This window comes from Streptomyces sp. NPDC031049 (genome assembly GCF_055571015.1).
In genome coordinates, this window is record NZ_JBVIGC010000007.1 from 274,440 (window position 1) to 296,767 (window position 22,328).

A 22,328-nucleotide genomic window follows, 5' to 3' on the forward strand; every position below is an offset into this window, starting at 1 on the left:
GGAGCATGACGGACTCTGCGATCACGCAACTGGAGCCCATGCCCGGCGACTGGCGGCGCGCCCTCGCCGTCGTGGCCCACCCGGACGACCTGGAGTACGGCTGCTCGGCGGCGATCGCGGCCTGGACCGACGAGGGCCGGGAGGTCGCCTATGTGCTCGCCACCCGGGGTGAGGCGGGCATCGACACCCTCCCGCCCGAGGAGTGCGGCCCGCTGCGCGAGCGGGAGCAGCGGGCGAGCGCGGCCGTGGTCGGTGTGAGCGAGGTGGAGTTCCTCGACCACCGGGACGGCGTGATCGAGTACGGCACCGGGCTGCGCCGCGACATCGCCGCCGCCATCCGCCGGCACCGGCCCGAGCTGGTGATCACCCTCAACCACCGGGACACCTGGGGCGGCGTCGCCTGGAACACCCCCGACCACCGCGCGGTGGGCCGGGCCACCCTCGACGCCGCGGCCGACGCCGGGAACCGCTGGATCTTCCCGGAGCTGACCGAGCGGGGGCTCGAGCCCTGGGACGGCGTCCGCTGGGTCGCCGTGGCCGGCTCGAACACGCCCACCCACGCGGTGGACGCCACCGCGGGCATGGAGCGCGCGGTCCGCTCCCTCCTCGAACACCGCACGTACATCGAGGCACTGACCGACGAGGACCCGGAGACGTACGTCCGAGGCTTCCTCACCGGCTACGCCCGCACCATGGGCGAGCGGTTCGGCGGCAGGCCGGCGGTCGCGTTCGAGCTCTTCGGCCGGTGAGGGCGGCAGGGATGGACGTCGAAGAACACCTGGCCCGCCGTTTCGAGGAGCACCGGGGCCACCTGCGCGCGGTCGCCTACCGCATGCTCGGCTCCCGGAGCGAGGCGGAGGACGCCGTACAGGAGGCGTGGCTGAGACTGGGCCGCAGCGACGCGGACGGCATCGGCAACCTCGCCGGGTGGCTGACCACCGTGACCGGCCGGGTCTGCCTCGACATGCTGCGCTCGCGCGCCTCCCGGCGCGAGGAGCCGCTGCCCGAGCGGGCCGACGTCTTCGTCCCCGACCCCCAGCTGGGGCCGCTGGAGCCGGCCGACCCGGAGCAGGCGGCCCTGCACACCGACGCGGTGGGCCTGGCCCTGCTGGTCGTCCTGGAGACCCTGGCCCCGGACGAGCGGGTGGCGTTCGTGCTGCACGACCTGTTCGCCGTGCCCTTCGACGACATCGCCCCGGTCGTGGAGCGCAGCTCCGCCGCCACCCGGCAACTGGCCAGCAGGGCCCGGCGCCGGGTGCGGGAGGCGACCCCGCCCGCCGATCCCGACCTCGGACGTCAGCGCCGGGCCGTCGAGGCCTTCCTCACCGCCACGCGGTCCGGCGACTTCGATGCCCTGCTGGCCGTCCTGCACCCGGACGTCGTGCTGCGCGCCGACGCCGGCGCGTCGGTCGTCGGACCGGCGGCGTCGAAGGTGCTGCGGGGCGCCCGGGCGGTGGCCGAAGGGGCGATGCTCTTCCGGCGCTTCGCGTCGGACGCCCGCCCGGTGCTGGTCAACGGCACGGTCGGCCTCCTCAACGCGCCCGCCGCGGGGCACCCCCGCTCGGTCTCCGGCTTCACCGTCGTGGACGGCCGGATCACCGGCCTGTACATCCTGGCCGACCCCGACCGGCTCGCCCGCCTGGACCTGTCCGCCCTGACCGCCGGCTGACCGCGCCCGTGGGTGGTGCCGTCCGTCCGGCACCACCCACGCACCGCCTACCACCTGCGGTTCCGTATCCTGGGCGGCATGCGTGAGGACACGGCGGACCAGGGGGACGGCACGGCGCTGCGCGGCGACTGCGCGCGGTGCTTCGGGCTGTGCTGCGTGGCCCTGCCGTTCGCCGCGTCGGCGGACTTCGCGATCGGCAAGGACGCCGGGACGCCCTGCCCGAACCTGCGGGACGACCACCGGTGCGGCATCCACGCGCGACTGCGGCACAGCGGCTTCACCGGCTGCACGGTCTACGACTGCTTCGGCGCCGGACAGCGGGTCTCGCAGGTCACCTTCCACGGCGCGGACTGGCGGACCGGCTCCCCGGAGCACGCCCGCCGCATGTTCGACGCCTTCCCGCTGGTGCGGCAGCTGCACGAACTGCTCTGGTACCTGACCGAGGCGTTGACCCTCCCCGCGGCCCGCCCGGTCCACGCCGACCTGCGCCGGCTGCTGGAGCACACCGAGCGGCTCGCCGCCGGCAGCCCCGAGGAACTGGCCGCGCTCGACGTGGCCGCGCACCGGCAGCAGGTCAACGCCCTGCTGCTGCGCACCAGCGAACTGGTGCGCTCCGGAGCGCGCGGCAGGAAGAAGAACCGCCGCAACGCCGACCTGATCGGCGCCCGGCTGCGCAACGCCGACCTGAGGGGCGCGGATCTGCGCGGCGCCTGCCTCATCGCCGCCGACCTCACCGGTGCCGATCTGCGCGGCGCCGACCTGATCGGGGCCGACCTGCGGGACGCCGACCTGACGGACGCGGACCTCACCGGTGCCTTCTTCCTGACCCGGCCCCAGCTCACCGCGGCCCGGGGCGGCGCGGGCACGCGGCTGCCCGGGTCACTCACCCGCCCCGCGCACTGGACAGCGGGAAGCTGACGCGGCACCCCCGGCGTCCACGTCGCCCGCGGCGTCTCCGCCGGCCCGTGCGGGCGGCGCGGGCGACGTGGACCGCCGGTCCAGCCGCAGCCGCAGCCCCTCGGGCATCAGCGTCAGCCGTTCGCCGACGCGCAGCCGGTAGCCCGGCTCGGCGCGCAGCTCGTAGCGGCGCAGCAGCAGCCCGAGGACCAGCGTCGCCTCGTGCAGCGCGAACTGCCGCCCGATGCACGCCCGCGCGCCCGTTCCGAACGGCTTGAAGGTGTGCGGCGGCCGGGCGCGCACGGCCCCGGGCTCGAACCGGTCGGGGTCGAACCGTTCCGCGTCGGGCCCCCACACCTCGGGATCGCGGTGCAGCATCCCCGTCAGCACCAGCGCCCAGGCGCCGCGCCGCATCGGGTGCTCGCCGGCCAGCACCGTGTCCGTGCGGGCCTCCCGGGCGAAGGCGGGCGCCGTCGGCCACAGCCGCAGCGTCTCGTCCAGCACCCGGCGCACGTAGCGCAGCTTGGCCACCTGGTCGTAGGAGGGTGCCGCCGTGGCGCCCCACACCCGGTCCACCTCGGCGCGCGCCCTGGCCGCGACGTCGGGGTGCCGGGCGAGGTGGTGCAGGGCGAAGGAGAGCGCGCCGGAGGTGGTCTCGTGGCCGGCGACCAGGAAGGTGATGACCTGCCGGCGGACGTTCTCCGCGGACAGCCGCTCACCGGTCCGCGGATGCGCGGTCCACAGCATCCGGTCGAGCAGGTCCCCGCCCCCGTCCCCGCCGCCGGAGCGGCGGGCGCGGACCAGGTCGTCGACCGTGCGGTTCAGGTGGGCGATGTCGGCCGCGTTGCGGCGGCCGGCCCGGCGCAGCAGCCAGGGGGCCAGCGGAGCGGGGACGGTGTTGAGCCGCTGGGCGTACCCGAGCGTGCCCACCATGGCGGTGACGAAGGGGTGCGGCCGGGAGCGCTCGAAGGAGCCGAAGTCGTGCCCGAACCCGGTGCGCGCGATGGTCTCCAGCGTCAGCTTGGTCATGTCCGCGGGCACGTCCACCGCGGCCCCCGCCGTCGCGGCGCGGTCCCAGTGGTCGAGGAGCCGGCCGGCGACGTCCAGCATCGTCCGGTGGTAGCCCGCCATCGCCTCGCGGCTGAAGCCCGGCGCCAGGACGTCGTGCGCCAACTGCCAGTTCGGCTCGTGGTTGTACGCCGTGAACAGCCCGTCCCCGGCGACCGGCCGCAGATTGGCCACGCCGAGGCCGACGTGCTTGGCGAACCGCGTCTCGTCCGCGAGGTCGGCCGTGAGCCCGGCGCCCCATACGAACACGAACTCCTTGCCGAACGCCCGCCGCCGGAAGATCGGCCCCAGCCGGCGCGCGTACCGCAGGGAGTCCTGCATGGGGGTGCGCCGACTGGCCCCGACCACGTCGCCGACCAGCGGCAGGCGGTACGGCGGGTGGGGTATGCGGTGCAGTTCGGGCCAGCCGTGCTCGGCGCTGCGGAAGCCCTTCGGCAGTCCGTCCCCGGCCCGCGCTCCGGCCGGCGCCCCGGTCGTCTCCGCCATGACGCGATCTCCCTTGGTCCAGCGGCACGTCGATCGGTCCGGTGACACGTCGACACCACCGCACGACGCGGCACCGATGCCCTGTTGTACGTGGATTCAATAACGCGTTTCAGTCTGGTCCCGTTGTTGAATCGGCGTCAAGTAGAGTGCGGGCATGGCCGCGAACCAGGGCGGGCGTACGCGCCGCCGGCTCAGCACCGCCGAGCGCCGCGAGCAGTTGCTGTCGGTCGGGGCGCGGCTGTTCTCCGAGAGCCCGTACGACGACGTGTGGATCGAGCAGGTCGCCGAGATCGCCGGGGTCTCCCGCGGCCTGCTGTACCACTACTTCCCGACCAAGCGGGACTTCTTCGCGGCCGTCGTCGAGCGCGAGAGCGAGCGCATGCTGCGGCTGACCTCGGCTGTGCCCGGGCTGCCGGTGCGCGAGCAGCTGACCGCCGGCCTGGACGCCTATCTGGCGGACGTCGAGGCGCACGCGCACGGCTACCGGGCCTTCCATCGCGCGGACGCGGCGGGCGACCAGGCCGTACGCCGGGTCTACCGGCGGTCGCTGGCCGCGCAGGAGCGGCAGATCCTCGCGGCGCTGGCCGCCGACCCCGAGTTCGGCCCGGCGCTGGCGCAGCGGCCCGACGTACGCCTGGCGGTGCGCGGCTGGCTGGCGTTCACGACACGGGTCTGCCTGGAGTGGCTGCGCGGTGCGGAGCTGACCCGGGAGCAGGTGCGCGACCTGTGCGCACGCGCGCTCCTCGGGGTCATCGGGCCCTGAGCCTCCGGGTGCGGCGGATCGGGTGAACGCGGTGGCGCACGCGCCGTGTCGGCTGCGAGATGTCCCACTCCGTCCGGAAGCGCACCCCAGTCTCTGAAAGGTCTCGTAAAGATCACGTGCCATGGTTGGCGCACACCTCGATCTTCGATAGGTTAGGCAAGGCTTACCTAATAGGAGGTTGGGATGGGTGAGAGCCAGACCTGGACGGCCGCGCCCGCGGCGGCCGAGCGTGCCCGCTCGGTGCTCGCCGCCGCATGGTCCTGCGCGGTCACCGCGGAGGGCGGCCGCGAGGAGTTCGTCGGCGCGCACACCGTCGCCACCGACGGCCGGGTGCTGCTGCACGTGCCCGAGGACAGCGTCCTGCTCGCCGCCGCGGTCTGCGCACCGCGCGGTGAGCCGTCCGCCGTCCTGGAGTTCGCCGACGTCGCGCCGGTCCCGGTGCGCGGCCGGATCCGCGCCCGGCTCTGGCTCGCGGGCTGGGCGGCCGTCGAGGACGGCCATCTGGCCTTCTCGCCGACACGCGTGGTGCTGCGGCAGCCATCCGGCGCCGTCGTGATCGACCGCGACGAGTTCGCCGCCGCCGAACCCGACCCGCTGGCCACGGCGGAGGCCCGGCTGCTGACCCACCTCGCCGACTGCCACGGCGACGCGGTGGAGCGGCTCACCCGGCTGGTCGACGCCGACAGCCTGCACGGCGCGGTCCGGGTCCGGCCGCTCGCCGTCGACCGCCACGGCCTCACCCTGCGCATCGAACGCGCCCGCGCCCACGGCGACGTACGCCTGCCGTTCCACGCGCCCGCCGACGACGTCGCGCAGCTCAGCGAACGGATGCACGTGCTGCTCGCGCAGGCGAGCGCCGCCGCCTGCCCCCGCGCCCTGCAACGGCAGCGCACGGACGGCGACCGGTGAGGCGAACGGCGGGCCGGCCGGGCGCCGCGCCGGCCGCCCGGGAGTCCGTCGTCCGGACACGAGCCGGACGGCGCCGCCGGGCACCGGCCCGCCCCTGACCGCCCCCGGCTACCAGTCGCCGTCCTCCACCGGCCGGCCCGCCGCGTCCCCGAGGGGGTGCACCTGGGACGGGGCGGGCGGCTGCCAGGGTTCGTGGTCGTCGCCGAGCCAGTCACCGACCGGGCGCACGCCCTCCAGCGTCTCCGTCGGGGCGAGATCGTGCGCGTCCTGGTCGTAGTAGTCGTACCAGGGGAGGCCGGCCCGGGTGTACGCGGCGCGGTCCACCGGGGACGGCGGGGGCGCCTCACCCGTGATGCGGCGCCATTCCGGCGGTGTCACCAGGTGCACGAAGACCCGGCCGCCGGGCTTCTCGGACCAGTCCTCGAGCCGCCGGTCGTCGCGGTGGACCTCCTGCCGCATCGAGCCGCCCACGCCCAGCCCCATGGCCGCGGCGGCCCGGGGCCGGCCCCCCGGCGCGGCGCCGGGCGCGCTCGGCGCCGCGCCCGCCGCGGCCATCGGCATCGCGGGCGCGCCGAAGGCCCCCCGGGGAGCGGCCAGGCGGCGCTGGGCCTCGCGCCACCGCCGAAGCGGCTCCTCCCGCAGCGGAAACGACCGCAACTGGACGCCGCCCCAGACCTCCTCGCCGGTGACCTGCCCCTCCACGGTCGCGCCCAGCCCCAGCGGCACCGCCACGAACTGCCGCACCGTGCCCCGGCCGGAGTTGATGCCGTCGAGCCAGGGCTGGCGGGGCAGCACCACGTAGTTCTGCGGGTCCCGGCAGAGCCGGTCGCCGAAGGGCCGGCCCGACACCGCGCACACCTTGCCCACACCGACCTGGAGCGCCGCGGGCTCCGTCGAGCCGGCGAAGCTCAGCCACATCGCCTCGCGCAGATACACCGGCAGCATCACGCCGCCGCGCGCCCGCCAGGCCTTCGGCACCCGGTCCGCGTGGTCGGCGACCCGGCGCACCGGGAACTCGCCGAGCCCCGGCGGCAGCGGGTGCGTGCCCTGCTCCGGCAGCCGCAGGGTGCGGACGAAGCGCACCGCCACACCGCCCGGCAGCCGCAGCGTGTTTCCGTCGATCCGCACGGTGGTGTCGGTCATCTCTGGTCCCCCACGTTCCTCGGCCCGGCCCTCGGTGCCGCCTTCAGGAGGAACGCCGAACGGCCCTCCCGCGGTTCCGGCGCGCCCGGCGCACGCGGTCCCGCAGCCGGGTCAGCCGCGGCATGCGCTCGCGCATCTCCCGGGTGTGCCGGTCCAGTTCCTCCAGCAGCCGGCGCGAACGGTGCTCGGTGTCCATCTCGTCGATGATGCGGTTGACCTCCGTCAGCACCGCGCCGTGCAGCTGCCACTGCCGGGCGTCGCGCTCCACCTCCTCCAGGAGCAGCTGGGCGAGCTTGTCCCGGGTGACCGCGGCCTGGCGCAGCTCCGCGGCGAGCCGTTCCTCCGCGGACTCGGCGTTCTCGCTGGTGCTGGTCGTCGCCAGCACCGCGAAGCTGACCACGGCGTCGGCGATCTCGGACAGCAGCTGTTCCAGCGTGGCGCCCGTCTCCGGCGGGAACAGCGGGTCCGGCTCGCGTTCCTTCGCCAGGTCGGTCAGGGTGCGGGCCAGTACCCGCAGGACGACCGTGCAGATCTCCAGGGTGTCCAGACCGGTGCGCAGCACCACCCGGTGCAGCAGGCCCTCCCGCACGCGCGGGTTGAGCCGGAGGCTGTCCTCGGCCTGCCGCAGCGCCGCGTCCACCTCCACGATGTCGTGGTCGAGCCGGCGGGCCTCGTGCAGGCGTTCCGCCGCGAGATGGTGCGGGGTGCGCCCCGCCGCCTCCTCGCCCATGCGCAGCATCAGCTGCCGCACCCGCCGGGACAGGTCCTCGATCGACTCGCCCGCCTGCTCCACCCAGACGGGGGGAGCGAGCAGCAGATTGAAGGTGAGCCCGACGACCGCGCCGATCAGCGTCTCCACGATCCGCGCCCACGCCGTGTCCCCGTGCGAGGTCACGCCCAGCACCAGCATGGCGCTGATCGCCACCTCGGGCACGAACTCATGAGCCCGCACCAGATGGCCGACACCCAGCGCCGCCACGATCACCAGCGCCAGGCTCCACCAGGTCAGACCGACCAACTGGCTGAACGCGATGGCGACCAGGACGCCGGCCACCACGGAGTTGACACGGCGGACGCTCATCTTGAGGGTGGCGTACAGCGTGACCTGCACGACCAGCAGCGCGGTGAGCGGTGCGGTCAGCGGCGCGGCCTCGGGGCTCAGCCGCAGCGCGATGACGTAGGCGATCGTCGCCGCCGCCGCCGACCGCAGCGCCTGCACCACCGTGGGGTCCTGGTGCGCCCGTTTCACCGACTGCGCGGCGGACTCCGCCCTCTCACGTACTCCCAGCATCCTCGGGCTGTTCCCCTTCCCCAGGCGCGCCGAACGTTTTCGGACAGGACCCGTCGGAACAGGACGGTAACCGGAGAAGGGGCGCACGGATCGGTCCCACGCGCCGTGGCACGGTCGATATGTCGCCATGGCCGATCCGCTCCCTGTGGAAAACCCCCGGCACCGGCCGCCGGTGGACCGCACCGGGGAACGGAGGACCGCTCCATGGTCCCCGGCGTGCCCGGCGCGACAGTCTTGGATCATGAAACGTCACCGGACCCGTACCACCCTGAGCCTGCTGGTCACCCTGGGCGCCCTGACGAGCACCGCCCCGGCCGCGGCGGTGACGGCCGCGGACCCGACACCGGCCGCCCGTCCCGTCCCGTCCGCCGCTCCGGCCCCCGACCGGGAGGTCGTGGCGGCGCTCGACCGGGCCGCCCACCCGCTGCGCACCGTCGAACCGGGCGGCGACACGCGCGATCTGCTCCCGCTGGACCGGATGATCGGCGACGCCCGCGTCGTCGGACTGGGCGAGGCCACGCACGGCAGCCACGACTTCTTCGCCCTCAAGCACCGGGTCTTCCGCCACCTGGTGCGGGAGAAGGGCTTCCGCACCTTCGCTCTGGAGGCGAGCTGGAGCACGGGCTTGCGGCTCAACGACTACGTGCTGCACGGCGAGGGGGACCCCCGCCGGATCATGCGCGAGGAGTTCCAGCGGGACTACCGGTGGTGGAACACCACCGAGTACCTGCACCTCCTGGAGTGGATGCGCGCGTACAACGTGCGCCACCCCGACGATCCCGTGTCCTTCATGGGCGACGACATCGCCTGGACGGGACCGGAGCTGTACGACGAGGTCACCGCGTACGTCGGCGCCGCCCACCCCGGGCTGAGCCACCGCTTCGCCGTGCTCTACCGCGGACTGCGGCCCACCACGGCCACGGGGGAGTACATCGAGGGCTGCCTGAACACGCCGTACGCCGAGCGCAAGGAGAGGGCGGAGCGTACCGGCGAGGCGCTGCGGCTGCTGAAGCGGCACGGGCCGGGCGGCGGCGACCCGGAGGCGTACCGCTGGGCCCTGCGGCACGCCACCGCCATCGACCAGACCGCCCGTCAGTACGCCTTCGACTTCGACGACCCCGCGCAGGCCGCCGCCGCCATGCGCTACCGGGACCAGGCGATGGCCGCGAACGTGCTCTGGTGGCAGCGGCACACCGGCCACAAGGTGCTGCTGTCGGCGCACGACAACCACGTCGCCTATGTGCCGACGGACCCCGCCGCCTACCCGAAGGTGCAGGGCGCGTTCCTGCGCGACGGCCTCGGCGACGGCTACGTCAGCGTCGGCCTCACCTTCGGCCGCGGCTCGTTCAACGCCACCGGCCCGGACGGAAGGGTCCGGCGCTGGACGCTGGGGCCGGCGGGTCCGGGCAGCAACGAACACACGCTGGACCGCGTCCGCCACCGCGACCACCTGATCGACCTGCGGACCGTCGGCGACCCGGCGCGGACCTGGCTGCGGCAGGCGCGGCCGACGCGCAGCATCGGCACCGATCACCCCGACGGCCCCTACGACGTCGCGCTCGGGCTCAGTCACGACGTGCTGGTCCATCTGCACCGGGTGCGAGCGGCGGAAGCGCGGGACGCCGGCCGACGGGACGCCGGTCCGCGGGGCCGCTAGGGGGCGGCCACCTTGTCCAGGAACGCCAACACGTTGCCCATGGTCCGGGCGATCTGCTCCTCCAGGGTGAGGTTCTCCGCGTAGCGCGGGCCGGAGTCCGGGACCTTCTTGCCGCGCAGGTAGAGGGGGCAGGCGAGGTCGGTGCAGATGTAGACGCCGACCGAGTTGCCCTCGCGGCCCGCCGGGCCCGCCTTGCGCGCGGTCATCAGGGAGACGCCGCCACGCGGGTGGGACGTCAGGCACAGCGAGCACATGCTGCGCTGGAAGAAGCCGGGCCGGACGGGCTGGAAGCGCAGCGCCACCGCGGTGAGCCCGCCGTCCCGTTCCGCCACCAGACAACTGCGGTCCGGCGCCCCGGGGTCCCGCCAGCCGAGGAAGTCCAGGTCCTCCCACGGCAGCTCACCGAGGTCGCGGGGCACTGCCAGACGCTTGGCCTCGCCCTTCGAGCAGTTGATGAACGAGCTGCGGATTTCCTGCTCGGTGAGCGGTCGCATGGTGGGGCTCCGTGGGCGGATCGAAAGGACGGCGAAAGGACGTCGAGGACGGCAACGGGACGGCGACGGCGAGTCGCACGGAAGAAGGCCCATCGGGACACGGAGCCCGGGGCCTCTCGGTGTCACAGCGTAGGGAGTGCCGGGGGAGCGGGCCATCGGATTTCCCGCCGCCCGCGGCCGTATGCCGCCGCTTCGGACCGGGGCGGGCCGGACGCGGCACGGCCCCGCCGGAGCGGGCGCCGCGCGGGGGTTTCGCCGGCCGGGGCGGAGGTACCCGGTGTCGCTCGCACGACCGTGACCGTCACGTGAGCGGTCGACACGGCCGCCGGGTGAGCGGACGACAGGAGGGAGACCGCCGTGACCGACCACCGCGCCGAGGGCCCGGGCGAGAGCGGTGACCCGATCCCCCGGGACATGCCCGACCAGCAGGCCGACGCCGGCGAGGACCCCTGGGAGGTCGCCCCCGGCCTCGCGGCCCGCGGTGACGTCCAGGACACGGGCGAGGGCGACAGTGACAGCGGGGGCGACGGCGGGGGCGACACCGGTGCCGGTACCGACGAGGAGGCCGGGCCGTCCGACGACGTCCCCGACACGGACGAGGCCGGCACGGGCCGGCAGGGCGCGCCGCGGTCGGGCGCGGTCCACCCCGAGCACCCGGTGCCCGACGAGTCCTCCGCCTGACCCGGGCCGCCGGACACCGACACCGCACCTCGCAGGGCGTCACATGTCCCCGTACACCGAGGTCCCCGTACACCGAGGGGCCGAGCCGTCCACGGCTCGGCCCCTCGGCGGGCAGGTCGGCCCTCCCCGGCGTCCGGGTCAGCCGACCTTGCGGCCCCGCAGTGGGGCCGTCGGCGCGCCCGCGCCCTGCTGCAGCCCTTGCAGGAACTCCTGAAGCACCTCGGTGGCGGTGCGCTCCGGGCGCCAGCCCAGCTCCGCGCGCGCCCGCGTGCAGTCCATCAGCGGCAGCCGCAGCACCGCGTCGAACAGATGCGGCGACGCGGGCAGCAGGTGCAGCCCCCACGCGGCGGCGATCGCCGAGCGGGCCGCGGTGCGCGGCAGCCGGACCGGGCGGGCGCCGGTCAGCTCGCTCAGCAGACCGGCGTCGACGGGCGGCTCGGCCGCCAGATTGAAGGGGCCCCGCGCGTCCGGCGAGCGAACCGCCAGCCGGTAGGCGTTCGCGGCGTCGTCCGTGTGCAGCGCCTGCACCCGCAGCCCCGGCACGTCGGGCAGGAAGGGCAGCAGCTCCGGACGGGCCAGCGGGCCGGGCAGGAACTTGCCGCCGAAGATCCGCCGCTGTTCGCTCGCCGACTCCCGCTTGAACAGGAAGGCGGGCCGCATCCGCACCACCCGCACACCGGGGTGGTCGCGCTCGAAGGTGTCCAGCGCCCGTTCGAGATACGCCTTCTCCCGGCAGTAGGCGGCGTCCGGCCAGCCGTGCGTCGGCCACGACTCGTCCACCGCGTGGTCCTTCGGGCCCGGCGAGTACGCCCCGACGGACGAGGCGTGCACCAGGGCCGGCACCCCGGCCGTGGCCACCGCCTCGAACACGCGGATGGAGCCGAGCACATTGGTGCGCCAGGTCGTCGCCGGGTCGTGCGTCGGCTGGAACGCCCAGGCCAGATGGACGACGGCGTCGGCCCCCGCGAAGTGCCCGACGAGATCGGCCCGCTCGGAGGCCACGTCGACCGCGGCCCACTCGGTCTTCGGCGGCGACCAGTCGGGGACGCGCCGGGCGAGCCCCAGCACCGACCCGGTCTCCGGGTCCTCGGACAGCAGCCGCACGACGCTGCTGCCCACGTTGCCGGTGGCGCCCGTGACCACGATCCTGCTGCCCGTTGCGCTGCTCACCATCGGCTCCTCTCGGCCGCTTGTCCGGCGGAGCCCTCCGGGTACCCCTTCGTCGCGGACAGCAGACAGAGCGGACAGAAAAGTGCCCCGACCGGACGGGGGGATCACGGTCGGGGCGGTCAGGTGGTGGATACGGATGGCGGTCGCCTCTCGGCGAAAGGCTGCACAGGGCTTCAGCCGAACGATCGTCCCTGTGCGCTATAGGTGAGGCCCGGGGACACTGTCCCATCCGTACCCACGCCCCGTTCAACGGTGAACGACCCATGGGTGTTCCGGGGTCTGTGCTGTTTTGTGGTGATGTGCGTCACTGCCCCGTGGTGCCGGAAGCGGCCTCCGGCGCGGGGAGGACCTCGGTCCACAGGTCCTCGGCCTGGAGCAGCAGCGTGCCCAGCACGGTGGCCCGGGGGGCGCCCTGGGCCGCCTGTTCGCGCAGGGCTTCCTGGAGCCGCCCGTGCAGCTCGTCCATCGCCTCCCGCGTCGAGTCGTCCGGCCGGGCGTCCGCCGCCCCGCCCTCCACCCGGTCGGCCTCCGACCGGCAGACCTCGCCGATCAGCTCCAGCAGCCGCGCGTACTCCTCGACCACGGGCCCGTCCGGCGGCGCGGGAGTCCGCTGTTCGTCCGCCGCCACGGCGAGCGTCCTGACGAGCGCCACCACGTTCCCGGTGATCCTGCTCCACCGCTGGTCCTCCTCCTCCGGCGGCAGGGCCGAGGGGATCCGGTTCAGGGCCCGCAGCGGCGCGTAGGTCAGGCGCAGACTCTCCCGGCTCCAGGAGCGGGCCGACTCCAGCGCGTTCAGCCGGCGCTGCAACCGCCAGGAGCCGTTGGACCAGTCGGCCGCCGTCTGCTCGTCCCAGCCGCCCTCGCGCAGATCGCCGGCGATGCCCGCCAGCAGGTCCCCGGTCTGCCGGGCGAGCGCGGCGAGGTTCTCCCGGACGTCCCGCAGATGCACCGGCGGCAGGACCAGGGCGTTGACGGCCACGCCGATCACCGCCCCCAGTGCCGCCTGCCCCAGCCGGTGCCCGACAGCCGCCGCGGACACGGTGCCCGCGGTGAGGGTGAACAGTGCCGTGGTGGCCGCGTAGACGCCCTGGTTGCCGAAGCGGGGCCAGTTCGACAGCAGCATGAGCAGCGGCAGGCACAGGGCCAGTGCTCCGGTGTTGTCGTCGGTGACCGCCTGGGCCCCCGAGGCCATCAGGGCGCCCATGCAGATCGCCGCGAACTGCTGCGTCCCCTGCCGCACCGAGCTGTAGACGGTGGCCTGCACCAGCACCACGGCCACCCACGGCGCCATCAGCGCCATCGGATCGTCCAGCCAGACGCCGCCCACGAGCCAGGCCAGTACCCCCGCACCGGCGGCCTTCAGCGACTGCTTGACCAGGTCCCGCTCCCGCCCCGGGCCCTGCCAGGCCGCCCGGGTGGCCCGCCACACCCCTTCCAGCTCACGGCGCACCACGTCCTGCGGCCGTCGGCCCCGCACCGCCTGCCCGGCGACCCGCAGCCACCGGGAGTGCGGTCCCGCCGCCGCGTCCCCGTCCCGCCCTCCGTGTTCGTGCCGCCCGTCCCGGCGATCGTCGTGCCCCGGCACCTGTTTCCCTCCGTCGTGTCCGTCCCGCCGTCGAGCCGGGCGACTCACCCGAGCGGGCTGCCGGACAGCGACGCCAGCAGATCGGCCGGATCGGCGTAGACCGCCTCGGCACCGGCCTCCTCCAGATCGGCGCGCGGGATCCCACCGCACAGAACGGCCACGCAGCGCACCCCCGCCCGGCTGCCCGCCCGCATGTCCCAGACGGTGTCGCCCACGAACACCGCACGCTCGGCCGGCACCTCGGCCAGTTCCAGGGCGTGCTCCACCGGCTCGGGCGCGGGCTTGCCCGCCCCCACGTCGTCCGCGCTCGCGGTCGCGGTGATCGCGTCGTCGGCGTCGATCGCCCGGCGCAGCGCGCTCAGCTCCGCACCGCCCGCCGACGTGGCCAGCACCACCCGCCAGCCGTCCCCGGCCAGCCGCCGCAGCAGCCGCCCGGCGTCCGGCAGGGCCGGCAGCCGGTCGAAGTACTGCCCGTACAGCGTCTTGTGCGCGGCGCTCAGCGCGGCGTCCTGCTCCTCGTCCCGGTCGTCGCCCAGCAGGTGCGCGATCAGGTCGGTGGACGCCAGGCCCACGGCGCGGTGGACGGCGTGCATCGGCACCGTGTGACCGGCCTGCCGGAACGCCTCCCACCAGGTCGTCACATGCAGGTGATTGGTGTCGACGAGGGTTCCGTCGACGTCGAACACGGCCGCCCGTTCCATGCACCGTTCCCTTCCTCGCGGGCCCCGGGTCTCGTGTCCCGTGGACCCCTTGACCCCTTGTCCTCTTGTCCCGTGGACCTCTTGTCCCGTGGACCTCTTGTCCCGTGGAGCTCGTGTCCCGTCGGGACGCTCGCGCGAAGCCGCTCCGCGTCCGGTGTCCCGCGGGTCGGCCCGCGAGTACCACGTCAGCCGCCCGCCACTCCGGACGGCGTACGGCCCTCACGGGTCCAGGCCAGCAGGTCGTCGAGGGGCCAGGTGGTCACCACCCGCTCGGCCGGAACCCCGCACTCCGCCGCCCGGGCGCAGCCGTGGACCTGCCAGTCGAGCTGGCCGGGAGCGTGCGCGTCCGTGTCGATGGAGAACAGCACGCCCGCCTCCACCGCCCGGCGCAGCAGCCGCCGCGGCGGGTCCAGCCGCTCGGGCCGGCTGTTGATCTCCAGGGCGGTACCGGACTCCGCGCAGGCCGCGAACACCGCGTCCGCGTCGAACTCCGACTCCGGCCGCCCCCGCCCGGTCAGCAGCCGCCCCGTGCAGTGCCCCAGGATGTCGGCGTGCGGATCGCGGACGGCGGTCACCATCCGCCGGGTCATCGAGCGGGCGTCCATCCGCAGCTTGGAGTGGACCGACACCACCACGACGTCCAGCCGCTCGAGCAGCTCCGGCTCCTGGTCGAGCGCGCCGTCCTCGAGGATGTCGCACTCGATGCCGGTGAGCAGCCGGAACGGCGCCCAGGTCGCGTTCAGCTCCGCCACCACGTCCAGCTGCTCGCGCAGCCTCTCGGCGGACAGGCCGCGGGCCACGGTCAGCCGGGGCGAGTGGTCGGTGAGCGCCGCCCACTCGTGCCCCAGCGCCGCCGCGGCCCGGCCCATCTCCTCGATCGGGCTGCCGCCGTCGGACCAGTCGGAGTGCAGATGGCAGTCGCCGCGCAGCAGCGCCCGCAGCTCCTCGCCGCCCCGGGCGAGCGGTTCCCGGGCCTCCTCCGTGAGCTTGCGCAGGTAGTCGGGCACCCCGCCGGTGAGCGCCTCGCGCACCACCTGCGCGGTCTTCGGGCCGACGCCCTTGAGCGACTGAAGCGAACCGGCCTCCGCCCGCTGCCGCACCTCCTCCTCGGGCAGGGCGGACAGCACCCGCGCCGCGGTGCGGAACGCGCGCACCCGGTACGTCGGCGCCAGGGACCGCTCCAGCAGAAAGGCGATCCGCTCCAGCGCCTCCACGGGATCCATCGCCACCTCCTCGGCCGCCCCGCCCTCCAGGGTTCCCCAGCCTCCCGGGAGCCGCACGGCGGAACCGCCCGGTTTGTCCCTGTCGCACCCGGGTACTGCGATGCCCCGTCAGTGCCGCGCCCGGTCGAGGAGGAGCACCGCCATGTCCCGTTCCGCCGTATCCGCCGCCAAGGTGGCCGTGATCACCGGTGCCGACTCCGGCATCGGCCGCGCCACCGCCGTACGCCTGGCCGAGGCGGGCATGGACATCGGCATCACCTGGCACAGCGACCGGGAGGGCGCCGAGCGGACCGCCGAGGAGGTCCGGGCGCACGGCCGGCGCGCCGAGACCGCCCAGGTGAACCTGACCCGGCTGCCCGAGGCCGCGGAGACCGTCGACGCGCTGTGCGAGCGGCTCGGCCGGGTCGACGTCCTGGTCAACAACGCCGGTACGGGCACCGCCACGCCCTTCCTCGACCTGGGGCTCGACGACCTGCGGCACGTGCTGGACGTCGACCTCGCCGGCCCGTTCCTGTGCGGGCAGAAGGCCGCCCGGCGCATGATCCGGCAGGGCGAGGGCGGCCGGATCGTCAACGTCACCTCGGTCCACGAGCACCAGCCGAGGGTGGGCGCCGCCCCGTACTGCGCGGCCAAGGGCGGCCTCGGGCTGCTCACCCAGGTGATGGCGATCGAACTCGCCGAGCACGGCATCACCGTCAACGCGGTGGCGCCCGGCGAGATCGCCACGCCCATGACCGGGCAGGAGGACACCGACCCGCACACCGAGCGCCGCCCCGGGGTGCCGCTGGGCCGCCCCGGCGACGCCCGTGAGGTCGCCGCCGTCGTCGCCTTCCTCGCCGGACCCGACGCCTCCTACGTCACCGGCGCCTCCTGGAGCGTGGACGGTGGCATGCTGCGCATGGGGCCGATGGCCGGATCTCATCTCACCTCCGACGACTGGCGGCGCCCCTGAGGTGTCCCGGGGCGGGCGTCGGCGCAGGTGGGGGAGGGGGCGGACGGCGCGCGGAGCCACGAGCGGCCTTCCGTCCTACCCTCTATTGCATGACCGAAATCGCGAGCCCGTACATCGCCCGACCGCGGATCATGGTGCTCGGGGTCCAGCCGGGGACCCCACCGTTCAGGATCGTGGAGATCGACGGTCAGGTCGTCGGTGAGGCGAAGGCCGTCACCGACGTCCTGGAGGCCGCCGCCGCGTTCGGCATCACCGTCCACGACCTGGACGACCCGGACGTGGTCCGCTGGGTGGGCGGGGACAAGTTCACCTGGACCGTGCACTAGCGCACGCCCGCGGGGTGCCGGCTCGGCCGACCGTCCACTTCAGGCCGGCGCCGCCGGTGCGGGCCCCCGGGTGCAGCCGGGTGCCGTCGCCGGACCGGCCCCGGCGCCGTCGGCCGGACGTGTGCCTCCCGCCGCCGCTCCTCACGCCCGCACCCGGCGCGCGTGCACGGCACGGCTGACCCGCCGCCCCAGGAGCAGGTATCCGAGCAGCGCCCCGGCGGTGTTGAGGATGACGTCGTCGATGTCGAAGGCGCGCCCGGTCACCATCGCGCCCTGTGCGAACTCCACCAGCAGCATGACGACGGCGGTCAGCACCAGCACCCGCAGCAGTCCCCGGGTGCGCGGCGCCACCACGGGCACCAGCACGCCGAACGGCATGCCGAGCAGGATGTTGCCGCCGATCTGCTTGACGGCGTCGCGCAGCTCCGGCTGGTCCAGATACGCCCGCAGGGAGCGTCCCGGATGCAGATTGGTGTGCGTCAGCGCCTCCGAGGCGGGGGAGGGGTGCAGCGTCAGCCGGGCCAGCAGCACCGCGAACGCCACCATGACGGCGAACGCGCACACCGTCGCCAGCAGCCGCAGCGGCCAGGGCAGCGGGCGGCGTTCGCGCCGGTCGGGTGCCTTGGTGCCGCTACTGCGGCGGCGCAGCAGGGAGCGCGGCCGTGGGGCGCGGGCGGCGGTGCGGGTCATGTCCGTCCTCCAGTCGTCATCGTCGGTGAGCGGTGGGGCGGGCACCCGGCCGGTGCCCGGTGCCCGCGGCCCGGCGGGTCCGGTCGGCCGGGCCTCAGCGACCGGGCCCGCCGGTCAGGCGCCGGGTGCGGTGACCGCCGGTCGGGTGCGGGCGCCGGCGTCCGCCGACCGGGCGCCGGGTGTCCGTGACCGCTGGCCGGGTGCCCGGTCTCCGCGACCGCTGGTCGGTCGCCGTACGTCACCCGGACCTCTGGTCAGTCGCCGTAGGTCACCCGCACCTCGGTGAAGCCCAGGGAGCGCAGCAGGCCCTTGAGCATGCCGGTGGTGTTGCTCTCCGCGCGGGCGGTCAGCTCGCTGTCCTCGGCCGCCTCGCGGATGTGCCGGACCGCGAGCTTCTGCACGGCCTGCTCGCTGTTGGGGTTGTCCGAGAACAGATCACCGAGGCGGTCGAGGAGGCCGCGCTGCTTGGACACGGCGTAGGAGCGCTCGGGGTCGAGCGCCGGCCGGCCGAGGGCGGCGTGCGGCAGCCGGAGCGTGGCCGAGGTGCGGTCCTCGTCGACCGTCACGTCGTCCTCGCCGACCTTGCCGAGGTCGACGTAGGCGTCGACGGTGCCGGCACCGACGTACAGGGTGCGGGTGCCGCGGACGGCGTCGGGCAGGAACCGGGCGTCCTTCTCCAGGTCCACCACGATCTGGAAGCTGCCGGAGGCGGCCTCGTAACGGCTCATGTCCTGGATGGACTCCAGCAGCGCCGGGCCCGAGCGGTCGCGGGTCTCGCTGCCGAACAGGTCCTTGAGCCCCGGCAGCACGCTCAGCCGCAGCCCGGCGAACAGCACGGCGAGCACCAGGACGATCGCGGCCACCGCCTTGGCCCAGCCGGGCGTCCGCCGGGGAAGGCGCTTGAGAGGAGTCGTCATGGGGGCGGGCCTCCTTCCTGGTTACCGCATGCCCCTCATCTCCCGTGCCAGACCGGCCCGTTGGCGGACGGGTGGGTCCCGGAGGAGCACGCCGGGCGCACCGGTGCCCGGTGCGGCGTGACCCGGTCGCCCACCGTGGGCCCGAGCACAGGTCAGTAGCATGAGCCTCCCGGCCGGACGTGATCACCCAAGGAGCGGTCCGTGCGAGACATCGCCGTGTTCAGCGGTAGTGCCCACCCCGAGCTGGCCGAGGAGCTGTGCGCGCAGCTCGGCGTGCCCCTCAGCCCCACCCGGGTCAGCCGGTTCGCCAACGACTGCCTGGAGGTGCAGCTGGAGGCCAACTGCCGGGAGCGGGACGTCTTCCTCGTCCAGCCGCTGGTCCGGCCGGTCCAGGAGCACCTCGTGGAGCTGCTGCTGATGTGCGACGCGGCCCGCGGCGCGTCGGCCGGACGGATCACCGTCGTCATGCCGCACTACTCCTACGCCCGCTCCGACAAGAAGGACGAGCCCCGCATCTCCCTGGGCGGCCGGCTGGTCGCGGACCTGCTGGTGGCGGCGGGCGCGAGCCGGGTGCTGGCGATGACCCTGCACTCACCCCAGGTGCACGGCTTCTTCTCGGTCCCGGTCGACCATCTGCACGCACTGCGCGAACTCGCCGCCCACTTCCGGCAGTACGACCTCTCCCGCACGACGGTGGTTTCGCCGGACCTCGGCAACGCCAAGGAGGCCGCCGCCTTCGCCCGGCGGATCGGCGCCCAGGTCGCGGCGGGCGCCAAGCAGCGGTACGCCGACGACCGGGTCAGCATCAGCGCGGTCATCGGCGACGTCGCCGGACGCGACGTGATCGTGCTGGACGACGAGATCGCCAAGGGCAGCACCGTCCTGGAACTGCTCGACCGGCTGCGGGAGTCGGGCCCCCGCTCCATCCGCGTCGCGTGCACCCACGGGCTGTTCGCGGCCGGCGCCCTCAAGCGGCTCGGCGAACAGCCGGACGTCCAGGAGATCGTGTGCACCAACACCGTGCCGGTCCCGGCCGGGGAGCACACGGACAAACTCCGGGTGCTGTCCATCGCCCCGGCCCTCGCCGAGGCCGTACGCCGCATCCATAACGGCGAGTCCGTCAGCGCCCTGTTCGACGACCGGGGCTAGGCGGTGGGACCACGCCGCTCCTCACAGCACGCCGTCCGGGGGCGGTCCAGGACGTGGTCGAGCGCCGGGTGCGGGGGCAGCAGCTCCGCCAGGCCGGTGATGCGGAGCATGCGCAGCGTCAGCGGGTGCGCGCACACCAGGTGCAGCTCGCCCCCGTGAGCGAGCACCCTGGCCCGCGCCCGCAGCAGCAGGCGCAGGCCGGAGCAGTCGAAGAACTCGACCCGGCTGAGGTCGATCACGACCCGGGCGCCGGGACGGCCCGTCTCCCGGTCCAGGTGCGGGCCGATCTCGCCCTCCGCGGCGATGTCGATCTCACCGCGGAACTCCAGCACCGTGCGTCCCCGGTCGCGGTGCACGCGCAGGTGCCGGGTGAACGGCGCGGGTCCCTGCCGCACGACGACATCGCCTCCCGCCTGATCCGTCCCTGCTCTGCAAGTTACCCTCGATGGAACGAATTTGAGCATGTTCGATTGACATATGTCATCGAATTCTCACGCGGTTCACCGGCCGCACCCGGACGGCGGGTCAGTCCATCACCAGGACGAGCTTGCCCGTGGTCCGCCCCCGCTCACCGACGGCGTGCGCCTCGGCGGCCTCGCCCAGCGGGAACGTCCGCTCGACCGTGGCGCGCAGCCGCCCCGACTCCGCGAGGGCGGCGATCTCCCGCATGCCGCTGCGGTCGGCGTCGACCAGCATCCGCACGGCCCGCACCCCGAGCCGCTCCGCCTCCTCGTGGAACTCCGCCGAGCCGACCGGCAGGATCGAGACCACGATCCCGCCCGGGCGCAGGACGCGCAGCGAGCGGACGGAGGTCTCCGCGCCGAGGGTGTCGAGCACCACGTCGACGTCCCGCACGGCCTCGGTGACGTCCGTCTCCCGGTAGTCCACCGGCTCGTCCACGCCGATCGACCGCAGGAAGTCGTGCTTGCCCGCGCTGGCGGTGCCGATCACATGCGCACCGCGGGCCTTGGCGATCTGCACCGCCACATGGCCCACGCCGCCCGCCGCCGCGTGGATCAGCACCCGCTGCCCGGACCGCAGCTCCGCCCGCTCCACCAGCGCCTGCCACGCCGTCAGCGAGACCAGCGGCAGCGCGCCCGCCTGGACGTGGTCGATCCCGGCCGGCTTGTGGGTGAAGGCCCGCGCCGGTGCGGCGACGTACTCGGCGTGGGAGCCGTGGCCGAACGGGTACGACAGCATCCCGAAGACCTCGTCGCCCGGCCGGAACTCGGCGACGCCGATCCCGGTCGCCTCGACCACCCCCGAGACGTCCCAGCCGAGCACGAACGGCGGCCGGCCCAGGAAGCCGCCGTTCGCCCGGTGCTTCCAGTCGGTCGGGTTCACCCCGGCGGCGCGCACCCGCACCAGCACCTCGTTCGGGCGCGGTTCGGGACGCTCCAGCCGCACTTCCCGCAGCACCTCGGGACCGCCGAGGGTGTCCTGGCTGATGGCTCGCATCTGCTTCACATCGTTCATGGTCGTCCAGCGTGCCGGTTCCCGCCCGCCAGGGAAATGGCAAGATTGCCACCTTGCGATACGATCGTGCCATGCAGCGCTCGCGTCGCCCCCACCGTGTCGTGGTCCTCGCCGTCGACGGCGCCTACGCCTTCGAACTGGGCATCCCCAGCCGCATCCTGGGCGCGGCCGACGGCCGGTACGAGGTGCTGACCTGCACCGCCGACGGGCGGCCGGTGCGCACCGACGCGGGCTTCACCGTCACCGCCGAGCACGGCCCCGAGATCCTGGCGACGGCCGACACGGTGGTGGTCGCGGCCGTCCCGCCCGCCCTCGTCACGGCCGAACCGCCCGCCGAGGTCACCGCCGCCCTCGCCCGCATCCGGCCCGACGCACGGATCGTCTCCATCTGCACCGGCGCCTTCGTCCTCGCCGCGGCCGGGCTGCTGGACGGCCGCCGGGCGACCACCCACTGGGCCGTCGCGGACCTGTTCCGGCGCATGTACCCGCACGTACGCCTCGACCCCGACGTCCTCTTCGTCGACGACGGCCGGGTGCTGACCTCCGCCGGTGCCGCCTCCGGGGTCGACGTCTGCCTCCACCTCGTCCGCACCGACCACGGCAGCGCCCTCGCCAACGCCGTCGCCCGCCGCTGCGTGGTCCCGCCGTTCCGGGACGGCGGGCAGGCGCAGTACATCGAGCAGCCGGTTCCCGCGCAGGGGGCGGCCGGCACCGCCGCGACCCGCGCCTGGGCCCTCGAACGCCTCGACGCGTCACTGTCGCTCGCGGACCTCGCCGCCCACGCCGGGATGAGCCTGCGCACGTTCGCCCGCCGCTTCCACGACGAGGTGGGACTCAGCCCCGGCCGCTGGCTCGTCCAGCAGCGCGTCGCCCGCGCCCGGCACCTGCTGGAGTCCAGCGACCTGTCCGTGGACCAGATCGCCGGCCGGGTCGGCTTCGCCACCGGCGCCTCCCTGCGCCGGCATCTGCACGCCTCGATCGGCGTCTCCCCGCTGGCCTACCGGCGCACCTTCCAGTCGTCCCGCTGACCGAGCCGTCCCCCGCACATCACCGAGCCGTCCCCGGGGCGGCGCCGCCAACG

At 74.7% G+C, this 22,328-nt stretch carries 23 protein-coding genes; 11 read left to right on the top strand and 12 right to left on the bottom strand.

Annotation, left to right across the window (positions count from 1 at the left end; all coding sequences use genetic code 11):
* The first annotated feature begins 5 nt into the window (after positions 1-5).
* The 3 genes from ACZ45Q_RS14885 to ACZ45Q_RS14895 all read left to right on the top strand — a co-directional run bounded on the left by ACZ45Q_RS14885 (position 6) and on the right by ACZ45Q_RS14895 (position 2,587).
* On the top strand, positions 6-749 hold the full coding sequence (locus tag ACZ45Q_RS14885; protein WP_468260143.1) for a PIG-L deacetylase family protein: 744 nt from the start codon (positions 6-8) through the stop codon (positions 747-749).
* A gap of 11 nt (positions 750-760) precedes the next feature.
* Complete coding sequence (locus tag ACZ45Q_RS14890; protein ID WP_468260146.1) at positions 761-1,669, top strand: sigma-70 family RNA polymerase sigma factor; 909 nt, start codon at positions 761-763, stop codon at positions 1,667-1,669.
* 78 nt (positions 1,670-1,747) lie between these two features.
* The gene (locus ACZ45Q_RS14895; RefSeq protein ID WP_468260149.1) at positions 1,748-2,587 is read left to right on the top strand and encodes a pentapeptide repeat-containing protein; all 840 of its coding nucleotides are present in this window, start codon (positions 1,748-1,750) and stop codon (positions 2,585-2,587) included.
* Here ACZ45Q_RS14895 and ACZ45Q_RS14900 read toward each other — a convergent pair.
* A complete protein-coding gene (locus ACZ45Q_RS14900; protein WP_468260152.1) occupies positions 2,549-4,120 on the bottom strand; it encodes a cytochrome P450 in 1,572 nt (523 codons plus the stop codon). The genes ACZ45Q_RS14895 and ACZ45Q_RS14900 overlap by 39 nt on opposite strands.
* Positions 4,121-4,274: 154 nt before the next feature.
* On the opposite strand from ACZ45Q_RS14900, the gene ACZ45Q_RS14905 reads away from it, so the two are divergent.
* On the top strand, positions 4,275-4,883 hold the full coding sequence (locus ACZ45Q_RS14905; protein WP_468260155.1) for a TetR/AcrR family transcriptional regulator: 609 nt from the start codon (positions 4,275-4,277) through the stop codon (positions 4,881-4,883).
* 183 nt (positions 4,884-5,066) lie between these two features.
* Positions 5,067-5,792 carry a DUF2470 domain-containing protein gene (locus ACZ45Q_RS14910; protein ID WP_468260158.1) on the top strand — a complete coding sequence of 242 codons (726 nt, stop codon included), beginning with the start codon at positions 5,067-5,069 and terminating at the stop codon, positions 5,790-5,792.
* Between the two features lie 108 nt (positions 5,793-5,900).
* Here ACZ45Q_RS14910 and ACZ45Q_RS14915 read toward each other — a convergent pair whose 3' ends face one another.
* Together ACZ45Q_RS14915 and ACZ45Q_RS14920 are read right to left on the bottom strand one after the other, a co-directional pair.
* On the bottom strand, positions 5,901-6,935 hold the full coding sequence (locus tag ACZ45Q_RS14915) for a hypothetical protein (RefSeq protein WP_468260160.1): 1,035 nt from the start codon (positions 6,933-6,935) through the stop codon (positions 5,901-5,903).
* A gap of 43 nt (positions 6,936-6,978) precedes the next feature.
* Complete coding sequence (locus tag ACZ45Q_RS14920; RefSeq protein WP_468260162.1) at positions 6,979-8,226, bottom strand: FUSC family protein; 1,248 nt, start codon at positions 8,224-8,226, stop codon at positions 6,979-6,981.
* Between the two features lie 241 nt (positions 8,227-8,467).
* Between ACZ45Q_RS14920 and ACZ45Q_RS14925 the strand changes: the two genes are divergently transcribed.
* Entirely contained in the window at positions 8,468-9,883 is a 1,416-nt protein-coding gene (locus ACZ45Q_RS14925) for an erythromycin esterase family protein (protein WP_468260165.1), read from the top strand.
* On the opposite strand, the gene ACZ45Q_RS14930 is transcribed toward ACZ45Q_RS14925, so the two are convergent.
* Entirely contained in the window at positions 9,880-10,377 is a 498-nt protein-coding gene (locus ACZ45Q_RS14930) for an FBP domain-containing protein (RefSeq protein WP_468260168.1), read from the bottom strand. The genes ACZ45Q_RS14925 and ACZ45Q_RS14930 overlap by 4 nt on opposite strands.
* Positions 10,378-10,734: 357 nt before the next feature.
* Between ACZ45Q_RS14930 and ACZ45Q_RS14935 the strand changes: the two genes are divergently transcribed.
* The gene (locus ACZ45Q_RS14935) at positions 10,735-11,058 is read left to right on the top strand and encodes a hypothetical protein (RefSeq protein ID WP_468260170.1); all 324 of its coding nucleotides are present in this window, start codon (positions 10,735-10,737) and stop codon (positions 11,056-11,058) included.
* A 138-nt stretch (positions 11,059-11,196) separates the two neighbouring features.
* Here ACZ45Q_RS14935 and ACZ45Q_RS14940 read toward each other — a convergent pair whose 3' ends face one another.
* The 4 genes from ACZ45Q_RS14940 to ACZ45Q_RS14955 all read right to left on the bottom strand — a co-directional run bounded on the left by ACZ45Q_RS14940 (position 11,197) and on the right by ACZ45Q_RS14955 (position 15,737).
* The gene (locus tag ACZ45Q_RS14940; protein WP_468260173.1) at positions 11,197-12,228 is read right to left on the bottom strand and encodes an SDR family oxidoreductase; all 1,032 of its coding nucleotides are present in this window, start codon (positions 12,226-12,228) and stop codon (positions 11,197-11,199) included.
* Positions 12,229-12,532: 304 nt separating this feature from the next.
* Complete coding sequence (locus ACZ45Q_RS14945; RefSeq protein WP_468260377.1) at positions 12,533-13,705, bottom strand: FUSC family protein; 1,173 nt, start codon at positions 13,703-13,705, stop codon at positions 12,533-12,535.
* 152 nt (positions 13,706-13,857) lie between these two features.
* Positions 13,858-14,514, bottom strand: a complete 657-nt coding sequence (locus ACZ45Q_RS14950) for an HAD family hydrolase (RefSeq protein ID WP_468260175.1) — start codon at positions 14,512-14,514, stop codon at positions 13,858-13,860.
* Positions 14,515-14,699: 185 nt separating this feature from the next.
* The gene (locus ACZ45Q_RS14955) at positions 14,700-15,737 is read right to left on the bottom strand and encodes a PHP domain-containing protein (protein ID WP_468260177.1); all 1,038 of its coding nucleotides are present in this window, start codon (positions 15,735-15,737) and stop codon (positions 14,700-14,702) included.
* A gap of 142 nt (positions 15,738-15,879) precedes the next feature.
* Between ACZ45Q_RS14955 and ACZ45Q_RS14960 the strand changes: the two genes are divergently transcribed.
* Positions 15,880-16,689 (top strand): SDR family oxidoreductase, encoded by an 810-nt coding sequence (locus ACZ45Q_RS14960; RefSeq protein ID WP_468260180.1) that lies wholly within the window; start codon positions 15,880-15,882, stop codon positions 16,687-16,689.
* Between the two features lie 89 nt (positions 16,690-16,778).
* Positions 16,779-17,015 carry a hypothetical protein gene (locus ACZ45Q_RS14965; RefSeq protein WP_468260182.1) on the top strand — a complete coding sequence of 79 codons (237 nt, stop codon included), beginning with the start codon at positions 16,779-16,781 and terminating at the stop codon, positions 17,013-17,015.
* Between the two features lie 141 nt (positions 17,016-17,156).
* On the opposite strand, the gene ACZ45Q_RS14970 is transcribed toward ACZ45Q_RS14965, so the two are convergent.
* Both ACZ45Q_RS14970 and ACZ45Q_RS14975 read right to left on the bottom strand, forming a co-directional pair.
* The gene (locus ACZ45Q_RS14970; protein ID WP_468260185.1) at positions 17,157-17,705 is read right to left on the bottom strand and encodes a VanZ family protein; all 549 of its coding nucleotides are present in this window, start codon (positions 17,703-17,705) and stop codon (positions 17,157-17,159) included.
* A 254-nt stretch (positions 17,706-17,959) separates the two neighbouring features.
* Positions 17,960-18,622: a DUF4230 domain-containing protein gene (locus ACZ45Q_RS14975; protein ID WP_468260188.1), complete on the bottom strand. Its 663-nt coding sequence runs from the start codon at positions 18,620-18,622 to the stop codon at positions 17,960-17,962.
* Between the two features lie 201 nt (positions 18,623-18,823).
* On the opposite strand from ACZ45Q_RS14975, the gene ACZ45Q_RS14980 reads away from it, so the two are divergent.
* Positions 18,824-19,771 (top strand): ribose-phosphate diphosphokinase, encoded by a 948-nt coding sequence (locus ACZ45Q_RS14980; protein ID WP_468260191.1) that lies wholly within the window; start codon positions 18,824-18,826, stop codon positions 19,769-19,771.
* Here ACZ45Q_RS14980 and ACZ45Q_RS14985 read toward each other — a convergent pair.
* On the bottom strand, positions 19,768-20,166 hold the full coding sequence (locus ACZ45Q_RS14985) for an anti-sigma factor antagonist (RefSeq protein ID WP_468260194.1): 399 nt from the start codon (positions 20,164-20,166) through the stop codon (positions 19,768-19,770). The two genes, ACZ45Q_RS14980 and ACZ45Q_RS14985, sit on opposite strands and share 4 nt — an antisense overlap.
* A 130-nt stretch (positions 20,167-20,296) precedes the next feature.
* The gene (locus ACZ45Q_RS14990) at positions 20,297-21,247 is read right to left on the bottom strand and encodes an NADP-dependent oxidoreductase (protein WP_468260202.1); all 951 of its coding nucleotides are present in this window, start codon (positions 21,245-21,247) and stop codon (positions 20,297-20,299) included.
* Positions 21,248-21,318: 71 nt separating this feature from the next.
* Between ACZ45Q_RS14990 and ACZ45Q_RS14995 the strand changes: the two genes are divergently transcribed.
* Positions 21,319-22,275: a GlxA family transcriptional regulator gene (locus ACZ45Q_RS14995; protein ID WP_468260205.1), complete on the top strand. Its 957-nt coding sequence runs from the start codon at positions 21,319-21,321 to the stop codon at positions 22,273-22,275.
* The last annotated feature ends 53 nt before the right edge of the window (positions 22,276-22,328 follow it).